Source organism: Pseudoalteromonas distincta, assembly GCF_005877035.1.
GTDB lineage: Bacteria > Pseudomonadota > Gammaproteobacteria > Enterobacterales > Alteromonadaceae > Pseudoalteromonas > Pseudoalteromonas distincta.
In genome coordinates, this window is sequence record NZ_CP040559.1 from 495,081 (window position 1) to 517,597 (window position 22,517).

Genomic DNA, 22,517 nt, shown 5'->3' on the forward strand with positions numbered 1-22,517 from the left:
TGAAATCTAAATTATGGGTTTGAAATTTTTACATTATCAACACGGTATACTGCGCCAGCGCCTTGGCCCCAATTAGGAAAAATCATTAATACATCTATCGAACTTACATCTAAACCGGCAGCCGATAAGTCAGAAAGCGTATAAGTATATGTTTGCCATTCGTTTAAAATAGGGGCAATGCCTTCAACACTTTCAGTAAGTGCAAGCTCTACGGCAGAGTCACCTTCGTTTGATTCAACTTTGAAAAACCATGGGGCATCGGGTGTGCTTGGCATACTCGTAACTTTCATATCAAACGTAATTTGACCAACCGTTATGATAGCGCTTGCATCAAATGCTTCGCCGCTTCCGCCAACAGATGTACGGCTGTTAAAACCCATTACTGTAGGCGTATCATTTATAGTAAATTCTGCTGTTATACCATGTTGTTCATCATCCATTGCTTCCACTGGCGTAGAGCCGCTACAGCAGTCCCACATTGGCCAGTCAAGATTTTGGGTATCAGAGAACACATCAAGTTCAGGGAAATCTTGCGTAATTTTTACATCATCAACTCTATAAACAGCACCATTACCAGTTCCCCAAGCAGGGAAAATCATAACTACATCAATAGCACTAATATCTAAGTTTGCAGCAACAAGATCGGTTAATTTAAATGTGTATGTTTGCCATTGACCTACAACAGGCGCAATACCTTCAACGCTTTGGGTAATAGGCAATTCGGCTGCCGTAGGGGCGTCTCCTGCGCTTTCAAGCTTAACAACCCATGTAGAGCTTGCATCAGCAGGTGCGCTAGTTACTTTCATTTTAAACTGAAAATACCCTTGTGCTAACAGGGGGGTTGCATCAAAAGGGGAAGCTACACCAGCTTCATCAGTAATGTTTGCCGCTCTTGAAATAAAACCGTTTACAGTTGGGTTTTCGCCAACACTAAATTCAACTGTATTACCTTGCTGTTCATCAACAACTACTGCAGGAGTTGAGCCTCCGCAACAATCCCACGCAGGCCAATTAATATTAAAAGAATCACCAAATATAGTTAATGGAGTAACCCCTCCAGCTATAGGTACTGGTGCATCGCCCTCAAGTAAGGCATCGTTTAAGCTATCGTAACCTGGGCGAATGGTTTCACAACCTTTACCTGTATCAGGGTTTGATGCACATTGATAAACACGTACGTAATCAATAGCAAAGGTTTGGCCGTTTTCAAATGCGCTAGCGTCTACACCTAAATCATTAACGTTTTCAGGCCAGTCACCGCCTACTGCTAGGTTTAGTAATAAGTGAAAGTCTTTATCAAATGGTGCGCTATCCCAATGCGTTGTAAGTTCGCCAGAACCTTGTTCAAAGTATTCTGCAAACCAACCACGATGTTTTAAGCCCGCAGGCTCATTTTTGGAATTATATAAAACCTCAGATTGACGCTGAGTTGCATAAAGGTAACCGTCTACGTACCAGCGAATTTCGCCTTCTTGCCATTCAACAGCATACGTGTGGAAATCATCTGCTGGATTAGTATCTTCAGGGAATTTGTATTCTTGCCCTGTGTAGCTGTTATCTGGCCACGCACGTCCGTAATGAAGTGTGCCATGGATACTAGACTCTATACCGCCATCTTCATCTGGTGTTTTAAGGTTTACTGATTCTAAAACATCTATTTCGCCAGAACGAGGCCAAGTGCCGTAAACTTCATCAGTTGGCAGCATCCAAAATGCTGGCCAGCTACCTTGTCCTGATGGAAGTTTGGCGCGCACTTCAAAGCGACCATATGTAAAGTCGGCGTTGTAACGCGTATTTAAGCGCGCTGAAGTGTAAGGTTTTTCTGCACCTTCTTCAGCGGGTAGGGCAACAATGTTTAACACACCGTCTGCAATAAATGCATTTTGCTCACTGTCGGTGTAACACTGTTTCTCGTTGTTACCACCGCCATCGCAGTTTAATTCATAGTTCCATTTGTTTGTATCAATGGCTGAGCCTTCAAACTCGTCGCTCCAAACCATTTGCCAATCTGATACTGGCTCAGAGGCATCTACATTTTCAAAATTTGATTTAGTGGCAGAGTCACCACCACAGCCAGCTAACGTAACTAAAGAGATAGCGGCAAGTAAACGTGTAATGTGCGTTGTTTCAATGTTCATAACTGAACCCCGGTTTCAACAGATTATTGTCAGATTAATTGTTTTTTGAGCTTTGTTTTCTCATGCTGTAAGCGCTTACATTTTGATATGTGTTTTGTAAGCGCTTACAAATGATATTGTGGAGTACGCAAATGGTCAACATATTTGTTTATTTTATTTACAATTAGTTTACGGTAAGACCAGTTTACCAATTTGAGACTGTACATAAATTGCATTTTATACACATGGTTACGTTGTTTGTATTTTTTGATGGGAGCAAGAACGGAATATTTTTTACGACTAAAAGTAGGAAAGGACTTAACAATTAAAAGGTTAGTTACAGGTATATTTATAGTATTTAAAGAGTATTTTGTTTATACCAATCTACATAAAAGTAATTTTAAGTGGATTGGTATCGTATGAGATAAAATATGCTTGTCTTTACTTGTTTTTAAAAGGCATTGAAAGTAATCCCCAAAGCGAGGCATTTTGCTTTTGGCTTGGGTATTCTTTTAAGCCAATATTTATATCTGCGTCGGTTTTTTTAGCTTTATCTTTGTAGCTACCAAATAATTTATCCCACCAAATTACACTAAAACCATAGTTTGAGTTAGTTTCACTAACCACTTGGCTATGGTGAATTCGATGCAATATTTGCGTCATTAATATTAAACGAAGTGGTTTTTCAATAGCATTAGGTAGGCGTATATTTGCATGATTAAATAGTGCTAAACCATTAAGTGCTATTTCAAAAATAAGTACCGCAATGGCAGGTACGCCAAGAGCTGTTACTGCAATGAGTTTTATAAGTATGCTCAGTACAATTTCGATAGGGTGAAAGCGCAAGCCCGTACTTGTATCAACATGTGCATCGGCGTGGTGAACGCGGTGCAAGCGCCATAAAATAGGCACTTGATGAAATAATCTATGCTGCCAATAAATTAATATATCGAGTAAAAGTATGCTCAATATAATAATTAAACTGCTTGGTAGGGCTATTTGATTAAATAAGCCAATACCGTGCTCTTGATTGTAAAGTGCAACAGCAGTTAACCCAATAGGGACCACTAAGCGCGCAATAACTGATGAAGCAAACACTAATCCAAAATTAGCAAACCAACGTGTACTGCTTTTAATAGGTGCTTGGCGAGCAGGCTTTTGCCATTCAAGCAGCATCATTATAACTAAAATGCTAAAAAAGAAACCTAAACGCCACCATACTTCATTAGTCATTTATTACCTCAGAACTTGCACTGCTAGGCATGTTTTCAGCTGTTTTGTTAGCATCGGCTTCTTGTTGCTTAAGCGTGTGATAACCGCCATGTATACGGGTAAAAATAGTTATGCCACACGCAATAGCAAAAATGCTCGCCATAACTGCAAAGTGCTGCGGCCAAATACAAAATGCAATAAATAGCGCTATTGTTTCAGTGCCTTCGGTTAAGCCGTTTAAGTAGTAAAAGCTTTTGTATTTAAATTGCGGTTTTTCGAGTTTAAATTTTTCGGCGGCAATCGCAAAAGCTAAAAAGCTTGAGCCCGTACCAATAAAAGTGGCAAGTAATAACGAGCCCGCTATTGCGTTTTGCTCAGGGTTTGCCAAAATAAAGCCAAGCGGAATAGCCGCGTAAAATAAAAAGTCGAGTGTGATATCTAAAAAGCCACCCGCGCTTGAACTTTGGTTTGCATAACGTGCTAATGCGCCATCAAGTCCATCTAAAATTCGATTTAAAGCAATGGCCACTAATGCGCCGTACCACATTTCAAACGCCAGTAATGGCACGGCTAATAAGCCAACTAAAAAGCCAACTACGGTTAGCTGATCGGCGGTTATGCCGCGTTTATGCATAAGCATAACCACAGGTGTTAAAAGTGGCTTAATTACAGGGGTGATAAATTTGTCTAGCATGTTTATTGCCTTATGCGTTTAAAGCTATGTATTTAAAGTGCGCTACTTAAAGTAATGAGTTTGCCATTTGCAGCGTCGGCGTCGCTATGGTCATGAGTTACCATAATTGCAGGTAGCTTATGATCGCGTATTTGGCTAAACACGAGTTCGCGTGTATCAACACGCAGTTGGGTGTCGAGTTTGCTAAAGGGTTCGTCGAGTAAAATGGCTTTAGGTTCGCTCAGCAGCATACGTAATAATGCAACACGGGCTTGCTGCCCGCCCGACAAGTTATCGGGGTGGCGATTATCCATGTCTTTAAGACCGACTTGCTCAAGTGCGTGTGCTATTTTTTCAATGCGTTGTTTTTTATTACCTTTGGGCATTGCAAAGGCAATGTTACCAGCAACAGTTAAATGCGAAAACAATAAAGCGTCTTGATAAAGCACTCCAATATGGCGCAAGTGTGGAGGGGTGTTATCGATATTTTGACCATTAAGCCACACTTCACCATTGGCCTTAAAGCTACTTGGTAAAGTACCCGTAAGCCAATTTAATAAGCTTGATTTACCACTGCCTGATGGGCCCATAATAGTCAGAATTTCACCGCCATTAACTTGCTCGTTTAAGCTAAGTAACAGCTCATTTTGGCGATAAAGCTGACAATTTTTAATCTGTAACGATGACTGCATTAAAAAACCTTAACCCTGATAGTGTTAAACATGGGTGCTTTAAATATGTGCACGTTTAAACACGTGCACTTTTGAAAAAATATTTAGGTAAAACCCATGCCAGTATAAATCCAATAAGTGGCAACGCCATTTGCATAATAGCGTACACGGCACTGGTGCGTCTGCTTGCGCCATTAGCAAGCGTAACGGCTTCGGTTGTTATTGTGGCTATGCGCCCGCCGCCAGCTAAAAGCGTGGGGAGATATTGTCCAAAACTAATTGCTAAGCCCAGTGCGGCTGCAATTAAAATAGGGGCAAACAACTGAGGTAGTTTTACTTTAAAAAACACCTTGCATGGCGCTGCGCCTAGGCTTGCTGCAACATGAGCAAAACGAGGATCTAAGCGCCTATAACTGCTCGCAAGTGACAAAAACACATAAGGCAACACAAACAGTAAATGCGTAAGTACCACATTAAAAAATGCGGCTTGGTTATTTACCAATTGTTGTATCCATACTAGCCCAAACAAAAAGGCAATACTGGGTACTAATAACGGTAAGTAAATAATTAAACTGGTAAAACGAGAAATAGGTTTGTCACTCAACTGCTCTGATTCTAAACACAATAAAGTAAGAATAATGGCAAATAGTGTGGTTACTAAACCGATTGCTAGCGTATTAAAAAGCGGACTGCCCATTTGCATTAGCGCACTTTTAAAATGCAGTAGTGTAAATTGCTCAGGCATTGCATCTGGAAAGCGCCAAAAACCTGCAACCGACCACATAACTAAACCAATAAGCGACAATAGTATAAAGCTAATTACTAATGCGGTGAGTACGACCGTTATTTTTTGCCAATAAAATCCGCCGTATTCGCGCACCCCATTAGTGAGAGAGTCGCTAAATAGCACTTTTACGGCCTTTTCCCCGCCAAGCCAAAGGGCTAACAAACCGCCTGTAACAGCCAGTTGTAATAAAGCACCTGCAGAGGCTTTAATGCGCAGGTTTAAATCAACATCGTTAAACCAATGCATTATTGCAACGGCTAACGTGGGTGGTGTATTTGGGCCTAAAATGAGTGGCATTTCTACACTGGCACTTGCATAGGCAAGCACCGCTAAAAGGGGCAAACGCAGCAGCGGATAAAGGCTTGGCAGTATTACTTTAAAAAAGGCGGTCATTGGGCAATAACCCAAGTTAAGCGCAACCTTATGTTGTTGGCGTAATTTTTTGCCAAGCTCAGGTTGAGCAAGTACGCCCAGTGCCATTAATAATAAAAAGGGAAGCTCTTTTAGTGTTAAGCCTAAAATAATACTAATACCGAATGAATCATGCGGAAACATGCCGTTTGGCGCAAGTTCCCAGCCGCTTAACCAAGGCGACGCTAAGCGTGAAATCATACCTGAAGGGGCAATTAAAAACCCTACTGCAATAGCCGCGGCGGCATGAGGTATCACTAATATAGGGCTCAATAAACGCTGAATTCGGTTAAGCCACGGGCTATTAAAAAACGCAGCTAAAATCATTAAGGTAATGATAAATGCAAGCAGAGTACTTATTAAGCCCGTTGCAACGCTTAAGGTAACCATTTGAGTAAGGCCGGGTGTTTGCCAAAGGGCATTAAAACCTTGCAAGCTAAACGTTGTTTGCTCAAGTACGGGCGCATAACCAAAGGCAGGCAGCAATACGCTAATTAAGCCACCAAGTACGGGTAGTATAAGTAAAGCGAGTAAAAATCGCGGGCTAAATTTTGCAATGCGCGTAAACATATCGGTGCTGCACTGCGTTGTTGCTTTGGTATTAATCGGTACACTTTTTGAAATAACGCTCATTGGCTTACTCCATAACGAGTTTGCCAACCTTGCATAATGGCGTTTACCCAGCTTGGATGAGGTTCGCTCAATGTGCGTTTAATACTGTTTAAAGGCAGCGCACTTGGATGTGGTTTAGCTGTTTTAAATAAGGCTTGCTGATCAGGCGTTAACGTTGATTGAATAAGTACGCTTTTATCGCCCCATATATGCGCTTTTTGTTTTTGAGCTTGCGCCTCAGGGCTGAGTAAAAAATTAGCCACTAATTGCGCACTTTGCTGGTGGCTTGCATTGTAAGGGATTGCCACAAAATGGGTATTACTTAAACTGCCATCACTCATTGCGTAACTGCGAATGCTGTTTGGTAAATCATAGCGTTTTACAGCTGCGGGTACTTCAGGTGCAGAAAAAGTAAAGGCTAAACTCAACTCTGTATCGTCCACAAGGCGGCGCATTTGAGCACCACTTTGCATAAAATGAGTGCCAGCACGCCAAAGCGTTGGGTGTAGTTTATCTAAAAAGTCCCACAGTGGGTTTAACACTTGCGCCGTATTTTTAGTTGTAGCTGGTTGGTTTAGCTGTGCTTTAATGTTTTCGCTGCTGTGCTTATGCAGCACAACTAAGGCGTATTTTAAAAAGCTCATACCTAAAAAGTCAGGCGGCTTTGGGTAACTAAAGCGACCAAGGTTTTGTGCGCTCCAGTTTAATAATTCGTTTAATGTCGTCGGCAATTTATTGTTTGCCTTACCATTTATTGCAATGCTGTCGTAATAAAACGTAAGTGACGCTTGCCCCCATGGCGCTTCCATCCCATTGGTAGGTAAACCAAAATCATAGGTTACAGCAGGGTTATTAGCCGGATCGGTTAATGCAAAGTAGGGGAGTTTATTTGCCCATTGCTTTAAAAGCAGAGAGTGCTCACTCATGGTGGCAAAGTTAGCTCCGTTGATCCACATTAAATCTACGCTGCCTTGGTTGTTATTGTTTGCTGATTTTTCGGCAAGTACACGGCTTACTGCTTCGCTGGTGTCACTTAATTTTACATGCACTAGGTTAATGTTGTACTTAGTTTTAACTTGCTGTGCTGCCCATTGAATATAAGCATTTATTTGCGCGTCGCCACCCCATGCATAAAAGTATACATCTTGATTGCTACCAAGTGCTTGAACTTGTTGCCAGCGAGATCCCTGTTGTGTGTTTATTACTAAATTACTTTTACTATTAGAGTTAATAACGGTATTAGCAAACGCAGTGCTCGAAAAAGCAGCTAAATTTGCGATTGCACAAACGCAAAACGCGACACAGCAAAAGCTGTATCGCGCCAGTGTTTGCCAAAACTTAATGGCGAACATTTAAATCCCAGTTGTAGTCTAAAAATTTAACTTTCATGTCATCATTTTTAAGTGCTTTTTGCTGAGCGGGTATCAGTTTAAGTGCGTCGCTATATTGCAGGAAAAACTGCTGTAGCGTGTTTGCACCTCTAAAACCTTTTTCAAAGTCATCGCCGTACCATTTAAATATTGAAGACACGCTTAGCGTATTTTCTTGAGCCATATTGCGTGTCATATCTGATAAAAAACGCACTGTTTGCTCTTGCAATTGGCTCTCTAAATCAGTGGCTGTATAGGCTTCTTCTCGAAGCGCTGGGCAACCAATACTCGCGCAATTTACTGCAAAGTGAATACGTGGGTCGTTGTATTTACCGCTGCCACGTATTAAACCATGCTCTATATCATCAAGGCTGCGAGTTTTGCCAAGTAATGGCACAAACTCTTTACTCCATGGTGAGCTAAAAAAGCTCCCTAAGTCTTTAATTGACTTAATATCAGGGTACTTAGTCAATATAAGTTCAACAGTCCACGCATTATAAGCATTGATTAAAAAAGCGAGTTGCTTAGGCTTTTCCCACGCGTCAAATTCGCTTTGCGTTACAGCCGTTAACGAATCTAAATACGTTTTTAGCTGTGCATGCTCACGTTTTATGGCAGCGTAATCAACCTCAGTACTGTGATTATGATTAATAGCGACAACATGCTTATTTAATAATGCATTCCAGCTATCGTGCATGTTTTGGGCTTGAGCCGAAAATGACGTTGCAAACGATGTTACAACTAAAGCCGAACCAAGTAGCAATGCTTTTAGAGGTGTTTTAAACATAGTTAACCTCGACGCCAAGTGTGGTATTTTTCAAGCAAGTTAAGCACTTTTTCAGGTGCATGAGCGCGTTTCCACTCACCTGCTGCGTATTTGTTACCTTCAGCCCAAGTAGGGTAGCTGTGTATAGTACCGAGTATTTTGTTAAGACCTAAGCCGTGTTTCATTGCCAGTACAAACTCAGCAATTAAATCGCCAGCGTGTTCAGATACCACGGTAACGCCCAATATTTTGTCTTTGCCTTTGGGTGTAATCACTTTAATAAAGCCTTTTGTAGCGCTGTCGGTAATTGCACGGTCTAGCTCTTCAAATTCAAAGCGAGTAATTTCGTAATCTATGCCTTTGTCTTTTGCGTCTTGCTCGTTTAAGCCAACACGTGCTACTTCTGGGTCAATAAACGTAGTCCACGGAATAACACGGTAATCTACTTTAAACTTTTTAAGGTGACCAAATAAGCCATTTACCGCTGCGTACCAACCCTGATGAGCTGCCACATGTGTAAACTGGTATGGACCTACAATATCGCCTGCTGCAAAAATATTAGGGTACAGTGTTTCTAGGTATTCGTTAGTTACTACTGTGCGGTTTGTTTCAATGCCTAGCTCTTCAAGACCGTAACCTTTAAGGCGCGCACTTCTACCAACGGCACATAATAGCTCGTCGTATTCAATATCTATTTCTTTGTCGTTATGTTTAACAACAATATATTTTTTACCATCGCGCGTTTCACAGCGAAGTGCTTGGTGCGATGTTAAAATATTAACGCCACTTTCGGTTAACGCTTCGTGAGCAAAAGTAGACACTTCAAGATCTTCTTTGATCATGATGCGCTCCGCCATTTCAATTTGCGTAACGCTTGAACCTAAACGTGCAAAGCTTTGTGCTAATTCGCTACCAATTGGACCACCACCAAGTACTACAAGTTTTTTAGGTGCCTCATCTAGCTCTGCAAATTTATTCCACAATGTATCGCTTGTTACATAGCCTGTTTCTTCAATACCAGGTAGTGGCGGTACAAATGGGCGTGCGCCAGTGGCAATAACAATAGTGCGTGCCGTGAGTGTTTGCGTGCCACCGTCGTTAAGTTTAATTTCTACAGTCCACGGGTCTATTAATTTACCGTAGCCTTTTACAACATCTACGCCTAAGTCAGTGTAACGCTCAACACTGTCGTGTGGTGCTACATCGGCAATTACTTTGTGTACACGTGCCATTACTTTTTTGAACGAAAACTGCGGTGTCGCATTTTCTAGGCCGTAGTTTTCACCATGGCGAATTTGTTCTGCAATTTTAGCGCTTTTAATGACTGCTTTACTTGGAACACAACCATAGTTTAAACAGTCGCCGCCCATTTCGCCCGCTTCAATAAGGGTTACTTTTGCTTTAACAGCAGCGGCTATATAACTTGTTACCAAACCACCTGCGCCTGCGCCAATAACAATCATGTTACGGTCGAATTTTTTAGGCTTAGTGTAGTTTTTGTATACGCGACGTTTTTTAAACACGTTTAAGATTCCTTTTGCAATGAATGGGAATATACCCAATAAAGCGAATGATAAGATTAAGTTGAATGATAAAATTCCAGATAAGCTCTCTATTTGCGCCAGTTGTGTACCTGCGTTAACAAATACAAATGTACCGGCGAGCATACCTGCTTGGCTTACCCAGTAATAAGTCCATGACTTTATTGAAGTAACACCCATTAGTAGGTTTATTAAAAAGAACGGAAACACCGGCACTAAACGAAGGGTAAATAAGTAAAATCCACCTTCTTTTTCAACGCCTGCATCAATGGCGGCTAAGCGCTCAGGAAAACGTTGTTTAATAGTGTCTCGTAGTAAGTAACGCGATACTAAAAAGGCAAGTGTTGCGCCAATAGTTGAGGCAAAAGATGCAACCAATAAGCCTTCAACTAAGCCAAACAATGCACCTGCGGCAAGTGTTAAAATAGCGGCGCCAGGTAAAGAGAGAGCAGTTACTACTACGTATAGTAAAAAGAACCCACCAATAACTAGTAATGGTGACTGCTCTTTATATTGGTTAAACTGATCCATCGATCCTTTTAAGCCATCAAGCGTAAGTAGTTGGTGTAAGTCAAAATGAAAGAACAGACCGACGGCGGCCGCTGCAATCAATAATAGAAATATTTTTTTAATCATGTTCTCTCTCTTTCAAACTTGTCTTTAAAAATTATGGGTAAGCGTAAGCTTGGCGTTAATTGGCAACTCAGGAAAAGCTAAAGTTGCACCAAAGTAACCGCCTTCAAATACTGGGCGCCAGTTTTTTTGATTCGTCACGTTGTTTACATCTAATCGTAACTTGGTACTAGGCGTAAAAGCATAGCTAGTATTTACGTTTAGTGTGTATTGATCACGAATTTTTACTGTCGCCAAAAAGTCTAATGGGTAACTCTTTGTATATAGACCTGAAAAACCCGTTTGCCATTTCGAATTAATTGAATAATTTCCGTTAAAGCTGAAAGATTGCTCAGGGATGCCCTGTACACGGGTGTTTGAAGGTGCAAAAGCGGTAAAGCTAGGTGCGCCAACACTGGTACCTGCAATAATATCTGGACGTGAGTTGTCAAATGCATCTGCTACTTGCGCTGAATCTTGGCTACTTGCAGAATTATCGTAGCGAGCGTCAATATAGCTGTAGCCAGCACTTAGCCAATAAGGGTAAGCATCATAAAATACTTGGCTTTCAAAGCCGGTAGTACGAATGCCGGTATTACTACCATCGCGATTACGTAAACTACGACGTTGGCTAAACACTGCACCATCGGCGTACCAATCGCTGTCGGTTGGTGCGTATTTCAAACCAAATTCAACTAAGGTATTTTCGGTTGAAAAGTTTTGTGCGCTAATCGTGTTGTCGCCACCAAGAGACGTGCCGCCAGCCATACTATTTGATGTGGCTTCGTTGTAACTTGCTGCACCATAAGTGGTGTAATCACCATTTAATCGGTAATTAAAGCTTACTTGCCCCGAATGTAGTTTATCGTTAATGCTATCGCGAGCTGCAATTTCACCCTCTGGTGCTATTGGGTCGTGCGCGTCTACGTCATAAAAATCTATGCGGTAACCAACACTTGTATGAAACTTATCTGTCCAATCAGAATCTTGCTGAATAGCAAAACCCGTTTGCCATGAGCGCGAATCGGTAGTGTCTGATAAGTTAAAGTCGCCGCTGCCATCGTTATTAATATCGTATTGACCACCAGGGGATACAAATACACCTGGGCTAATTTCAATTAAACGCGCTTGTTGTGCATCAGTTAAAGGAATGCGGCGATTTGAAATTGGGCCTGTTAAATCAATAGGTAAGTCGGCTTCTGTTGTAAATTGGCTGTAGCCTAGCACGCGGTTGTAACGCACATCAAAAGCAAAAATTGTTTGCTGTTCGTTGCTCCATTGGTAAGTCAGTTCGGTACGGTTTTGCGCGGTATCGGCACCATCTATAATTTCAACAAAGCTATTTTGTGCAATTTCTTCGCGTTGTAAGTGCTGAAAATACGTAATGTTTTTTATTGATGCATTGTTTGAAAGTTCACGCTTATAAATACTGTGTAGTAAATAAGTAGTGGCTTCGTTTTGATTGTCAGGGTCGGTAAGTACTGTACTACGGTCTATTTTTACTTGCCCAGTAGGTGAGATTATTGAACCTGCTGCCGGTACTGTACTGCCATTGGCTTGCACGCCTTGGCCGGTAATATAAAGGCCATCATCAATTAAGGCTTGAGTAGGGCGGTTAATACCTGCGTTATCGGTAAATTCAACTTGGTATAACTCAAAGTTAATATCCCAGCTGCTCTTGTCATCAGGTAACACCCTAAGTGCTGCAAATAGGCTGTCGCTTTTCGTGCCCGAAAAGTCGTAGTAACTGCCGTTATCAATGTGTTCAGCGCTTACTCTAAAACCTACTTTGTCTTTTACTATAGGTGCACTGTAATCAACTAAAACACTGTACTGATCCCATCTTCCTGCAGATACCGTTGCTTTGCCTTTACTGTCGTCAGTTGATGCTTTTTTAGAATGTAAGTTTACAAAACCACCGTTGCGTTGGCTTGAACCAAATAATACCGGTGGCGCGCCTTTTACTACATCTATTTGTTCTATAGAGTTGAACGATAACGGCACACCAAAGCCATTATTACCTGCTTGGCGGCGTGTACCATCTTGGAAAAGCTCACCGAGTTGACCACGAATAGTAGGTAAACTCGGTGCTCCAAAACCACTGGCTGAATAGGTATTAGGACTTACTGCAAGTACGTCTTGTAAAGTCGTAATATTGAGTTGTTCTATTAACTCGCTTGAAATTGGTGTTACTGAACGGGCTATATCTTGTAGAGCTAAGTTGTCGCCAAAAGGGCCGTCTACAGTGGCATTTTTAACCGAAAGGCCTTGAGATTTAATAACTTGGCCTGCCACCTCAATACGCTCAATTGCGCCTTCTTTTGCTGATTCTGGTTCTTCGGCTGCAAAAGCATTAAGTGGTGTATTTAATATGGTGGCTAGGGAAAGTGCTAAATATGCGTGTTTCAAACGTTTTCTCTCTACGGTTAAAATGTTGTTGGCGATAAAGACCGAAAGGATTAAAAATAACTTTCAGTAAAATTTTGATTCTTTTTGTTTTTTAGAACATAACAAAACAGATGCATTATAAAGTTGGTAATTAAGTACTATTGTTTTATTAGTCGATAAAATGTTAATAGAGTAACTGTATTTAATTAAGCATAAATAATTGCTTTTAATAAGATTTATTAATTATAGACTACTTTCAACCTACTAACATTTTAAACCTGTTAACTTTTATGCAGCATTTTTTAAATTACTTAAATAAGCTTCTCTTTTAGTACTGCATGGCTTAACTAATGAATTTAATCAAAAATTTTTGAAATTTTTTGAAATAAAAAACAACTTATACGGTCTAGGTTACTTCTACGTTTATTAATATTCATTTAAGGAAATTTTATGACAGGTTCAATGAATTCTGATGTGCAAAACCGTTTGCAGTGGTCACTTTTATCTTTGCGTTTAGGCGTGTTTATTGTAATGGTTATGTGGACATTCGATAAGTTTGTTAATCCTGGGCATAGCGCACGTATTTTTGAACATTTTTACGGTATTAGTGGCTCTACAGACATAGTGGCTTACATTATTGGTGCGGTGCAGTTAGTGCTTGTTTTAGCATTTTTAGCAGGTATTAAAAAGCGTATAACGTACGGTATCATTTTTGTAATGCATGGTTTATCTACGCTTTCTTCGTACAACCAGTACATAGATGGCTTTAATAACTTATTATTCTTTACTGCATGGCCAATGTGGGCTGCGTGTTTTGCACTTTACTTATTACGCGACCAAGACGTGAAATTTACTGTAAAGTAATAAAACAATAGCCATACCCTTAAGGTTATAGCTAAAAATACATTGGGCTGAGTTATTTACTATTTCAGCCCAATGTATAGCCTTTGAGCACTTCTTTTAATAATCCAACCTCTTTGTCATCTTCTAAAAATAATCCTTTTTATATTATTTCATCCTAAATATTGCGTTAGATCAAAGTTAATATATTTGTAAGAACAATATCGACAGCTTTAGTTTATGTTAGCTATACGGTTAGTAGGTTTTAATTACCTCAAGTTATTCAACTCAATGTTGTATAGAAGGCTCGTATGGAAAAGGTTAAAATTTCGTCAGTGCATCAGTCATCAAATCATTCAGCAAACAAGTTTTCACATGGTCAAAGTTACGATGAATTGAGCAAGCTCGATTTAGCACAATTACAAGCAAAGCTAAAAACATCATCCGACGGGTTAAGCCAAACTGATGCCACACAAAGATTGGCACAATATGGACCTAACGAACTAGTTGAAGAAAAAACAAACCTAATACTCAAATTTTTATCTTACTTTTGGGGACCAATACCTTGGATGATCGAGGCTGCTATTATTCTATCGGCGCTTGCTAAGCACTGGGCTGATTTTTTTATTATTCTTGTATTATTGCTGTCTAACGTATTGGTTGGCTTTTGGGAGGAGCACCAAGCGGGTAATGCAATTGCTGCATTAAAAGCAAAATTAGCTAACAAAGCACGCGTTCGCCGCGATACTCAGTGGCAAAATTTAAATGCCAGCGAACTTGTTCCAGGTGATGTTATTAGAATGCGGATGGGGGATATAGTGCCTGCAGATGCGCGTTTGCTAAATGGTGATCCCGTAGAAGTCGATCAATCATCACTTACGGGTGAGTCGTTGCCAGTTGTAAAGTCGGCGGGTGAAACTGTTTATTCGGGCTCTATTATTCGCCAAGGGGAAATAGAAGCAATAGTTTACGCAACCGGCGCTAATACCTTTTTTGGTAAAACAGCACAGTTAGTTCAAGGGGAGCGAACCACAAGTCATTTTCAGCGAGCAGTGCTTAAAATTGGTAATTATTTAATAATGCTTGCTGCGGCTTTAGTACTGCTTATAGTTATTGTTGCTTTGTTTCGCGATGATCCAATGATCACCACATTGCAGTTTGCACTCGTATTAACCGTTGCGGCAATACCAGTCGCTATGCCAACAGTGCTATCAGTTACTATGGCTGTAGGCGCTCGTTTATTGGCTAAAAAGCAAGTGGTTGTAACACGTTTAGCCGCAATTGAAGAGCTAGCGGGTGTTGATATTCTTTGTTCTGATAAAACCGGCACATTGACACAAAACCTATTAACATTAGGTGACCCGTTTTATATCGAAAACTCAATAAATAAAGGCTCTGCTGAGCAAGTTATATTGTACGCGGCATTAGCATCTCGCTCAGAAAATAACGATCCGATTGACTTAGCAGTATTACAAAGTGTAAAAGCTGAGCAGCATCTAGATTCTTATCATATAGAGCATTTTCAGCCATTTGATCCTGTGAGCAAACGTACTGAAGCAATTGTTAAAAATGCTGATGGCAAAACGTTTAAAGTGACCAAAGGTGCACCGCAGGTTATTTTAGCTTTGTCGGTTAATATTGAAGCAGTTAAAACTGCAGTTGAGGCATCGATAGATGAATTTGCAGCGCGTGGGTTTCGCTCTTTAGCGGTTGCTAAAACAGACGAGCAAGGTAAATGGCAATTTATAGGCGTATTGCCGCTTTTTGATCCACCGCGTGAAGAAGCAATACAAACCATTGCCGATGCAAAAGAAATGGGTATGAGCGTTAAAATGGTCACGGGCGATCAAGTGGCCATTGCGCGTGAAACTGCAAGTAAACTGGGTTTAGGGACAAACATTCTTGATGCTAGTGGATTTGGTGCAACTGAGCATCACCAAACAACGCAGTTAGATGACTCTATTGAGAGTGCTGACGGATTCGCACAAGTATTTCCTGAGCATAAATACCATATTATTGATGTGCTTCAGCATAGAGGGCACATTGTTGGTATGACAGGAGATGGCGTAAATGACGCGCCAGCACTTAAAAAAGCTGACTGTGGTATTGCTGTATCGGGCGCTACAGATGCAGCGCGTTCAGCAGCATCAATCGTGTTAATGACCGATGGCTTGTCGGTTATAATTGATGCAGTTAAAGAAAGCCGAAAAATATTTCAACGCATGAACAGTTACGCTATTTACAGGGTTGCTGAAACTCTGCGCGTATTACTTTTTATGACAATGGCGATATTAATTTTTAACTTTTATCCGTTAACAGCAGTCATGATTGTAATGCTTGCTTTACTTAACGATGCCGCCATTTTGTCAATTGCATACGACAATGTACATTATCAAAATAAGCCCGAAACATGGAATATGCGGCTCGTTTTAGGTATTGCATCTGTGCTGGGAATTCTAGGGCCAATTGCAGCCTTTGGTTTATTTTACTTAGGAGATAAAGTATTTGAACTCGACCGTCCTCATCTTCAAACATTAATGTACTTATTACTTTCTGTAGCAGGGCATTTGACTATATTTTTAGCGCGTACCCGAGGTCCATTTTGGTCTATTAAACCGTCTGCTATATTAATGGTCGCCGTATTTGGCACGCAAGTTATAGCAACACTTATTGCTGTTTATGGTGTGTTTATGACCCCATTAGGATGGGGCTGGGCACTTGCTGTGTGGGCATATGCTTTGGTGTGGTTTTTTATTAACGATGGTTTAAAGCTAGTGGCGTATCGAATTTTTGATCCGACAGAAGCACCATTGCTAGAGAAGAGCTAGCATATAGGCTTAAAAATAAAAAAATTGGTTATAAGCCATAAGGCTTATAACCAATAAGTACACAGGGAGTGTGTGGAAGTCGGTTTGCATGTTATGCAACTAATGCATAGCGTCGTTATATTGCTCAGCAAGGCTCTCTTTTTGCCCTTCGGTAAGTGCTTTACCCGCTAATTGAAACACTTCATGTTCTTCTTCACTTAAATGATGGTGTACCAAATGGTGTAGCTTTTTAGCTGCAACTAACCATGCAGATGAGCTCATTTCGGTATCTTCAAGTTGTTCAATTAATTCATCAATTTCGTGATGTTCAGCTACGCTGTGGCGCGCTTTTTCATGAGTTAAGTCATCAAACATAAGTGGGTTATAAAAGTAACGTTCTTCAAATTTTGCGTGATCTTCTAATTCTGTTTTTAGCTCATCCATTAGCTTGTGGCGCTGCTCTGTGTCGCCGTGTGTTTGAATAAGCGCATCTACCAATTCTCGTTGTTTATCATGATCGTGACGTAGTGCTTCAAAAATATTCATAACTAGTCCTTTTACAATTTATTTGCTTATATCATTAACTAGCAAACTAAATGCCAAATATTAAGTTCTTGTATTTTAATAAATTTAATTTAATTTTTTATTCTTTGGCTGCGATCACTGTAAATTTTACAGTGATATGAATGCAATAATTTCAGGCTTTTGCGTAGTTCAATTATAAAAGTGAGTATAAATTCCTACAGAACCTTACAAATATTTACTGGTTGTTTATTTTATTGCAGTGATAAAGTGTCAGTGTTATTTGGGTACAACCTATATATTACTCTCACACATAAATGCAGGTAGCACGTTAACTTAATAGGATAGTTTAGGGATGAACATAAAAAGCCCCATCGCCGCATTATTACTGTGCGCTTTACTGAGTGCATGTAGTACAGCCCCGCGTTCTGACCCTAACTTATGCATTGAAGAGGCTGAAATGGTTGATCGAAATGGCGCTCAAACAAGCTCACAGGTTTACAATCAATGCATTAGCGCACAAATTAAAAAGGATGAAAAAAATGACACTTTTTTTGATGCCATCGGTACGTTCTTTTTTGAATTTTTTGCAATGGTGGTAGAAAAGTAAATAGGCTAACTTGCAGCTGTAATTTAAAGTAAATAAGTTGCGTAAAAATAGGATTATTTATGAAGCAATTATTGATAGCAATTCCACTTTTTTTATTACTAAGCGCTTGTGCGGCGCAGCCTTATGCAGGCTCGGCAAAATGTATGGACCAAGCAGATATTGCATACGAAACCGATACACGTAAAAATGAGACATTAGATAATGAATGCAAAGCTGCAAAAGTAAATACGCCTAATAAAGAGCTTGAGAATCATGGCTTGGTTGATAGAAGCCTTTTACAGCTAATCGTTAGCTTTTTAAATGGCGTATTTTAATAGTAAAAATATAATTAAATAAGGTATGTATGAGGGAAGAACTAAGAGCAAAAATAATTACCGTGTGCGATAAAAAAATAGTAGCTAAAGGCGAAAATGTAGGGCTTTCTTTTTATGCATTTTTTGCCAATAAAAACGACGACCCAGAGCTACTTATGGAGGCCGCTACTTGGTGGATACACACCCATAAATTAGATCATTTTGTAAAAGCACATAAAATTAAACAGATGGTTTTAGATGGACTTTAGTCAATTAACTGAGCAAGTATTTTTAGCTGTATTTATTTAATCAACAACGACTTGGTTTCTTCCGTTTTCTTTTGCTTTATAAAGTAATTTATCTGCATGCTTAATAAGAACATCTAGTGTGCTTTTTAAAGGGTTACTTACAGAGGCTCCCACACTAAAAGTGATTTGTGTATTACTAGGAAGGTCTTTTATATTACTACAATGCTCGGTAAACCTAGTGGCGAGCTGGTCAAATATGTCTCGAATAGCTAGTTCGTCCACCGAATTTAGTGCAAACAACCATTCTTCGCCGCCGTAGCGGCCAAACTGATGATCACCACTTAGTGTTTCTTTTGCAGCCTTTGCAAAGGAAATAAGAACTAAATCTCCAACATCGTGACCAAATTGGTCGTTAACTTTTTTAAAGTAGTCTAAGTCAACAATTGCTATCGTCATTTTACCTTCATCAAGCTTTGCTTCTGCGGCGCGCATTATTCCTCTGCGATTAGGGCTATTTGTTAGATAATCTGTTAATGAAATATCGTGATATTTTTGACGTTGTCGAGCTTGCCTATAAAATAAAAATAATGAAGCAATCACTAAAATAAACGCAATAGCAGCGCTGAGTCGCCAAATTATTTTTTGTTGGTACTCTTCTTTAGCTTGTAGTTCACTAATGTCTTTTGCGTACTCTAGTTGCTGTATTTTTTCTTCTTTTTCTTTTACTTCAAACTGTACCTGTAGTGTTTTTATATTACTTTCACTGGTAGCTTCGTAGTGTTTTTTTGTATAAAGGAGCTTTTGTTCAATTGCTTCAAAAGCCTCGTTAGTGTAGTTAAGGCGTCGCTTTAGCTCATAGCGTTTACTTAAAAAATCGGCTTTATAAATACTGCGGCTGAATTTATCTAATTTTAAAAATACCTCATCGTTTGCTTCATTTGCTTGATCAAGTAAATCTAGTTTTATATATATGTCAGCTAACAAAATGAGCGATGCGAGTTGCATGTCGTGTACACCTGCAGAACGAGCAAGCTCAATATTTTCTTTAGTTAAAGTTAAAGCTTTATCGTAGTTTGCTTGTAAGTACTCAATGCTAGCAATTGAGTATTGGGCAAAGGTTAAGCCTTTTTGCATATTAGCTTTTTTAAAATAGAGCAATGCTTTGTCTAGGTATATTAAGGCATCTTTAGGTTTTTTTATCTCGAGCAATATATTGCCTAAACTCCAATATGCTTTTGCAGTAAAAAGCCCATCTTGTGTTTGCTCATATGCTTCAACCGCTTTCTTTGCATAATATACGGCTTTGTCTTTTTCATTTAGATAATTGTATGCATCGGCTATTTTTCTAAAAAAGTATCCCTGAGATGCTGAGTCGTCATCTTTTAATGATAACTCTAGCCCCTCCAGTGCAACATTTAGGGTCTTTTTCAATGCGTCTGTATCGGTGTAATAGTAAGCAAGTGCTCGTAAAATAATAATTTTTTCTTTAGATGAATGCTGTTGCAGGCTCTCTTCTAATTTTGTGGCTAGCATGTGTGCTGGAGCTGGGTTTGCATCCCTCGCTAGAGACTTGAGTTGTGATTCGAGAAATAATAAATACACACTTTTTTGGTTTGGTAACTCTTTGTTCTTTAAGTAATAGGATAAGTGAGTGTTTAACGCTGCGTATTTTTCTTGTCTAAAAAGTAACTCCGCATACAAAGCGGCCGCTTCTAAATGAAGTTTTTCCCAATTTTGATCTTTGCTTATTTTAAACGCTTGAGTGAGTTTGTCTCCATTTTGAAGATAGTCTAATTCATTTAGTTTTATGTTATTGATGAGAGTTTGAGTCGTGTCAAAGTCTAGCGCATGTGAAGTTGCATTTAATGAATCGCCGTTAGCAGAGGCAAGTTTACTAAAAAGTAAAAATAAAAGGAGAACAATATACTTTGCCCATAAAGTATTACCTAAAATCTTTATTTGTGTATTGTTAGCCATGTTAATCCTTTGCTGATTTATTTTTATTATTGAAATACTTATTCACAGTGCTTAATAAACTTGGGTTTGAACAGCTTTTATATACTTCTCATTGAAAAAATAAGACCACAAACGATATCAATTTAATTAATAAAAACAAACACATTGTATAATATAGTCGCTGTAGTTATGTGTTTATTAAAAATCAGCTGCTACTTCAAACTCTAATCGTTTAAGCGTAATAGGGTGAGTAAATGCTAAGTATTCTGCATGTAAATGTAATCGTTCGGCTTTTTGCCCGTAATGTGTGTCGCCTATAATTGGCATATTTAAACCTAAGCTGTGCGCACAATGCACTCTTAATTGATGAGTTCGCCCTGTTTTAGGGTATAACTGTAATCGGGTAATATTGTTGTTACGCTCTAAAACCTGCCAGGTAGTAAGTGATGGCTTACCGTGTGTGTAACACACCATTTGGCGCGGTTTATCATCAAAGTCGAGCACTAAGGGCAAATCAATTACTCCGCTATCCTCAGCTACGTTACCATTAACTAATGCGACATAACGTTTATCTATGGTGCGTTCAATGAACTGTTTTTGCAGTGCTTTGTGCACACGTTTATTAAGCGCAATCATCAATAACCCAGAAGTCGACATATCTAATCTGTGTACAATTAGTGGGCCTGATGCCTCTGGAAACTGCGTTTTGATCCGCATATAAACTGAGTCATCAATATTAACGCCAGGCACTGATAAAAACTCAGCGGGCTTATTTACCACAAGTAAGTCGTCATCTTTATAAACAATACTTAAATCTTTACCCTGAGCTGGGTTGGTAAGTAGCGGGTTATCTTCAACATCTAAACCCTTTAGCATATGCCCAAGTATTGGTTGGCATTTACTGTAACAAGAAGGGTAGTAATTCTTATGCTGCCTAATTGCTGATTTAGGTGCTGCTCCCCACCAAAACTCTGCCATAGCAAGTGGCTTTAAGTCATGTTTATAGGCGTATTGTAATAATTTAGGCGCTGCACAATCGCCAGCACCCGAAGGAGGAGTGTGCTCAGGTAATGCTGCAAAAATAGCATTTAAATCTGTAGTTTCACCATTTGCATTTAAAAATTGGTACTGTGCAAATAGCTTTTTTTGTAAGCTTTTAGAAAGCGTTTTACGGCGTTTTTTTAAATGAGTAATTTCATCAGAAATATTGATGTGTGTTTGCTGCAGTGACTCGATTATATTTTGCCAATAGGATTTAAGTGCCAGCAGTTGCTTTTTTTCTACGATGCTTTGCCCTGCAAGCTTATTTTTTAACTGCTCAAAATCACTTTCGCTAAGTTCTAATTCACCTTCGGTACGTTGTATTTTTCTTTGCTGACGACCGGCTTGCATTACCGCCTGTTGAGCTAATAACGCTTGCTGGTAGCTCTGTGTTGCATCATCAAGTTTTCTATTAACTTCAAGCAGTTGTTCGCTATTTTCTAATTGCTCAATTTGAACATTAATATCGTTAATTATTTTACTTTGAGCCAAATAGCTATCGTCTTGCAGCTGCATGCTAGAAACAGGCGGCACAAAGCTAATATTGCCTTTATCACCTACAATTTGCCCCGAATAAGCGCTTAAAAAGCCTAATTGTTGCTTAGCATTTTGCACCACTAAAACCCCAAACATTTTACCTGCATTTTCTGCTTTTAAATGCGTTAACGTTTCAAGTTGTTGCTGTAATTGTTTAGTGGCTGCTACAGCTAATGGTTGCGGCTCGTAATAAAAAGGGAAAGTAAACTTTTCAGGAAGCGCGAGAGCATCAATATTTTGAGAAAATAATGTAAAGCAAGAAGCAGAATTTGACATAGAAGTAAGAGAAAAGCATTCAGTAAAATAATTGAGCGCATAATAACATATTCATAGTTAAGCCACTAAAAATCTCGCACCCGCATATTCATAAACACTTTAAAGCGGACATTCATGTTTTATGTATCAGTATGGGGTCGCAGCAAGCATAGGCGTTTGTTAGTAAAGTCTCAGTAGTAATATAACTATCATTATCAAAATATTTAAGCTTATCGATTCTCAATAAT

17 protein-coding genes are annotated in these 22,517 nt (G+C 39.5%); 5 read left to right on the plus strand and 12 right to left on the minus strand.

All coding sequences use genetic code 11. The features are described 5' to 3' along the window. Positions 1-11 precede the first annotated feature (11 nt). The 9 genes from FFU37_RS18965 to FFU37_RS19005 form a co-directional block, all read right to left on the minus strand. Positions 12-2,138, minus strand: coding sequence for a glycoside hydrolase family 16 protein (locus FFU37_RS18965; protein WP_138490306.1), 2,127 nt, complete (start codon positions 2,136-2,138; stop codon positions 12-14). Positions 2,139-2,558: 420 nt separating this feature from the next. Next, positions 2,559-3,350, minus strand: a complete 792-nt coding sequence (locus tag FFU37_RS18970; protein WP_138490307.1) for a sterol desaturase family protein — start codon at positions 3,348-3,350, stop codon at positions 2,559-2,561. Continuing rightward, positions 3,343-4,023 carry a CDP-alcohol phosphatidyltransferase family protein gene (locus FFU37_RS18975; protein WP_138490308.1) on the minus strand — a complete coding sequence of 227 codons (681 nt, stop codon included), beginning with the start codon at positions 4,021-4,023 and terminating at the stop codon, positions 3,343-3,345. Before FFU37_RS18975 ends, FFU37_RS18970 begins: the two co-directional genes overlap by 8 nt. A gap of 32 nt (positions 4,024-4,055) precedes the next feature. Next, positions 4,056-4,694, minus strand: a complete 639-nt coding sequence (locus tag FFU37_RS18980; RefSeq protein WP_138490309.1) for an ATP-binding cassette domain-containing protein — start codon at positions 4,692-4,694, stop codon at positions 4,056-4,058. Positions 4,695-4,749: 55 nt separating this feature from the next. Continuing rightward, the gene (locus tag FFU37_RS18985; RefSeq protein ID WP_138490310.1) at positions 4,750-6,504 is read right to left on the minus strand and encodes an ABC transporter permease; all 1,755 of its coding nucleotides are present in this window, start codon (positions 6,502-6,504) and stop codon (positions 4,750-4,752) included. Then, complete coding sequence (locus tag FFU37_RS18990) at positions 6,501-7,835, minus strand: ABC transporter substrate-binding protein (protein ID WP_138490311.1); 1,335 nt, start codon at positions 7,833-7,835, stop codon at positions 6,501-6,503. Before FFU37_RS18990 ends, FFU37_RS18985 begins: the two co-directional genes overlap by 4 nt. After that, entirely contained in the window at positions 7,822-8,640 is an 819-nt protein-coding gene (locus FFU37_RS18995) for a DUF547 domain-containing protein (RefSeq protein WP_138490312.1), read from the minus strand. Before FFU37_RS18995 ends, FFU37_RS18990 begins: the two co-directional genes overlap by 14 nt. A gap of 2 nt (positions 8,641-8,642) precedes the next feature. Then, on the minus strand, positions 8,643-10,796 hold the full coding sequence (locus FFU37_RS19000) for a dihydrolipoyl dehydrogenase family protein (RefSeq protein WP_138490313.1): 2,154 nt from the start codon (positions 10,794-10,796) through the stop codon (positions 8,643-8,645). 24 nt (positions 10,797-10,820) lie between these two features. Next, positions 10,821-13,181, minus strand: a complete 2,361-nt coding sequence (locus tag FFU37_RS19005; RefSeq protein ID WP_138490314.1) for a TonB-dependent receptor — start codon at positions 13,179-13,181, stop codon at positions 10,821-10,823. A 429-nt stretch (positions 13,182-13,610) separates the two neighbouring features. On the opposite strand from FFU37_RS19005, the gene FFU37_RS19010 reads away from it, so the two are divergent. Beyond that, positions 13,611-14,024: a hypothetical protein gene (locus FFU37_RS19010; RefSeq protein ID WP_002960120.1), complete on the plus strand. Its 414-nt coding sequence runs from the start codon at positions 13,611-13,613 to the stop codon at positions 14,022-14,024. A 287-nt stretch (positions 14,025-14,311) separates the two neighbouring features. Continuing rightward, complete coding sequence (locus FFU37_RS19015; RefSeq protein WP_138490315.1) at positions 14,312-16,828, plus strand: plasma-membrane proton-efflux P-type ATPase; 2,517 nt, start codon at positions 14,312-14,314, stop codon at positions 16,826-16,828. Between the two features lie 99 nt (positions 16,829-16,927). Here FFU37_RS19015 and FFU37_RS19020 read toward each other — a convergent pair whose 3' ends face one another. Further along, the gene (locus tag FFU37_RS19020; protein WP_138490316.1) at positions 16,928-17,353 is read right to left on the minus strand and encodes a hemerythrin domain-containing protein; all 426 of its coding nucleotides are present in this window, start codon (positions 17,351-17,353) and stop codon (positions 16,928-16,930) included. 331 nt (positions 17,354-17,684) lie between these two features. On the opposite strand from FFU37_RS19020, the gene FFU37_RS19025 reads away from it, so the two are divergent. Genes FFU37_RS19025 through FFU37_RS19035 form a run of 3 tightly spaced genes read left to right on the plus strand, consistent with a single transcriptional unit; the run spans position 17,685 to position 18,501 of the window. Beyond that, the gene (locus FFU37_RS19025; protein ID WP_138490317.1) at positions 17,685-17,939 is read left to right on the plus strand and encodes a hypothetical protein; all 255 of its coding nucleotides are present in this window, start codon (positions 17,685-17,687) and stop codon (positions 17,937-17,939) included. A 59-nt stretch (positions 17,940-17,998) separates the two neighbouring features. Then, complete coding sequence (locus FFU37_RS19030; protein WP_138490318.1) at positions 17,999-18,253, plus strand: hypothetical protein; 255 nt, start codon at positions 17,999-18,001, stop codon at positions 18,251-18,253. Positions 18,254-18,282: 29 nt separating this feature from the next. Beyond that, positions 18,283-18,501: a DUF6500 family protein gene (locus tag FFU37_RS19035; protein ID WP_002960126.1), complete on the plus strand. Its 219-nt coding sequence runs from the start codon at positions 18,283-18,285 to the stop codon at positions 18,499-18,501. 36 nt (positions 18,502-18,537) lie between these two features. Here the strand turns inward: FFU37_RS19035 and FFU37_RS19040 are convergent, their stop codons facing one another. Then, entirely contained in the window at positions 18,538-20,457 is a 1,920-nt protein-coding gene (locus FFU37_RS19040; RefSeq protein WP_138490319.1) for a tetratricopeptide repeat-containing diguanylate cyclase, read from the minus strand. A gap of 177 nt (positions 20,458-20,634) precedes the next feature. Beyond that, positions 20,635-22,290: an RluA family pseudouridine synthase gene (locus FFU37_RS19045; protein ID WP_138490320.1), complete on the minus strand. Its 1,656-nt coding sequence runs from the start codon at positions 22,288-22,290 to the stop codon at positions 20,635-20,637. Positions 22,291-22,517 lie beyond the last annotated feature (227 nt).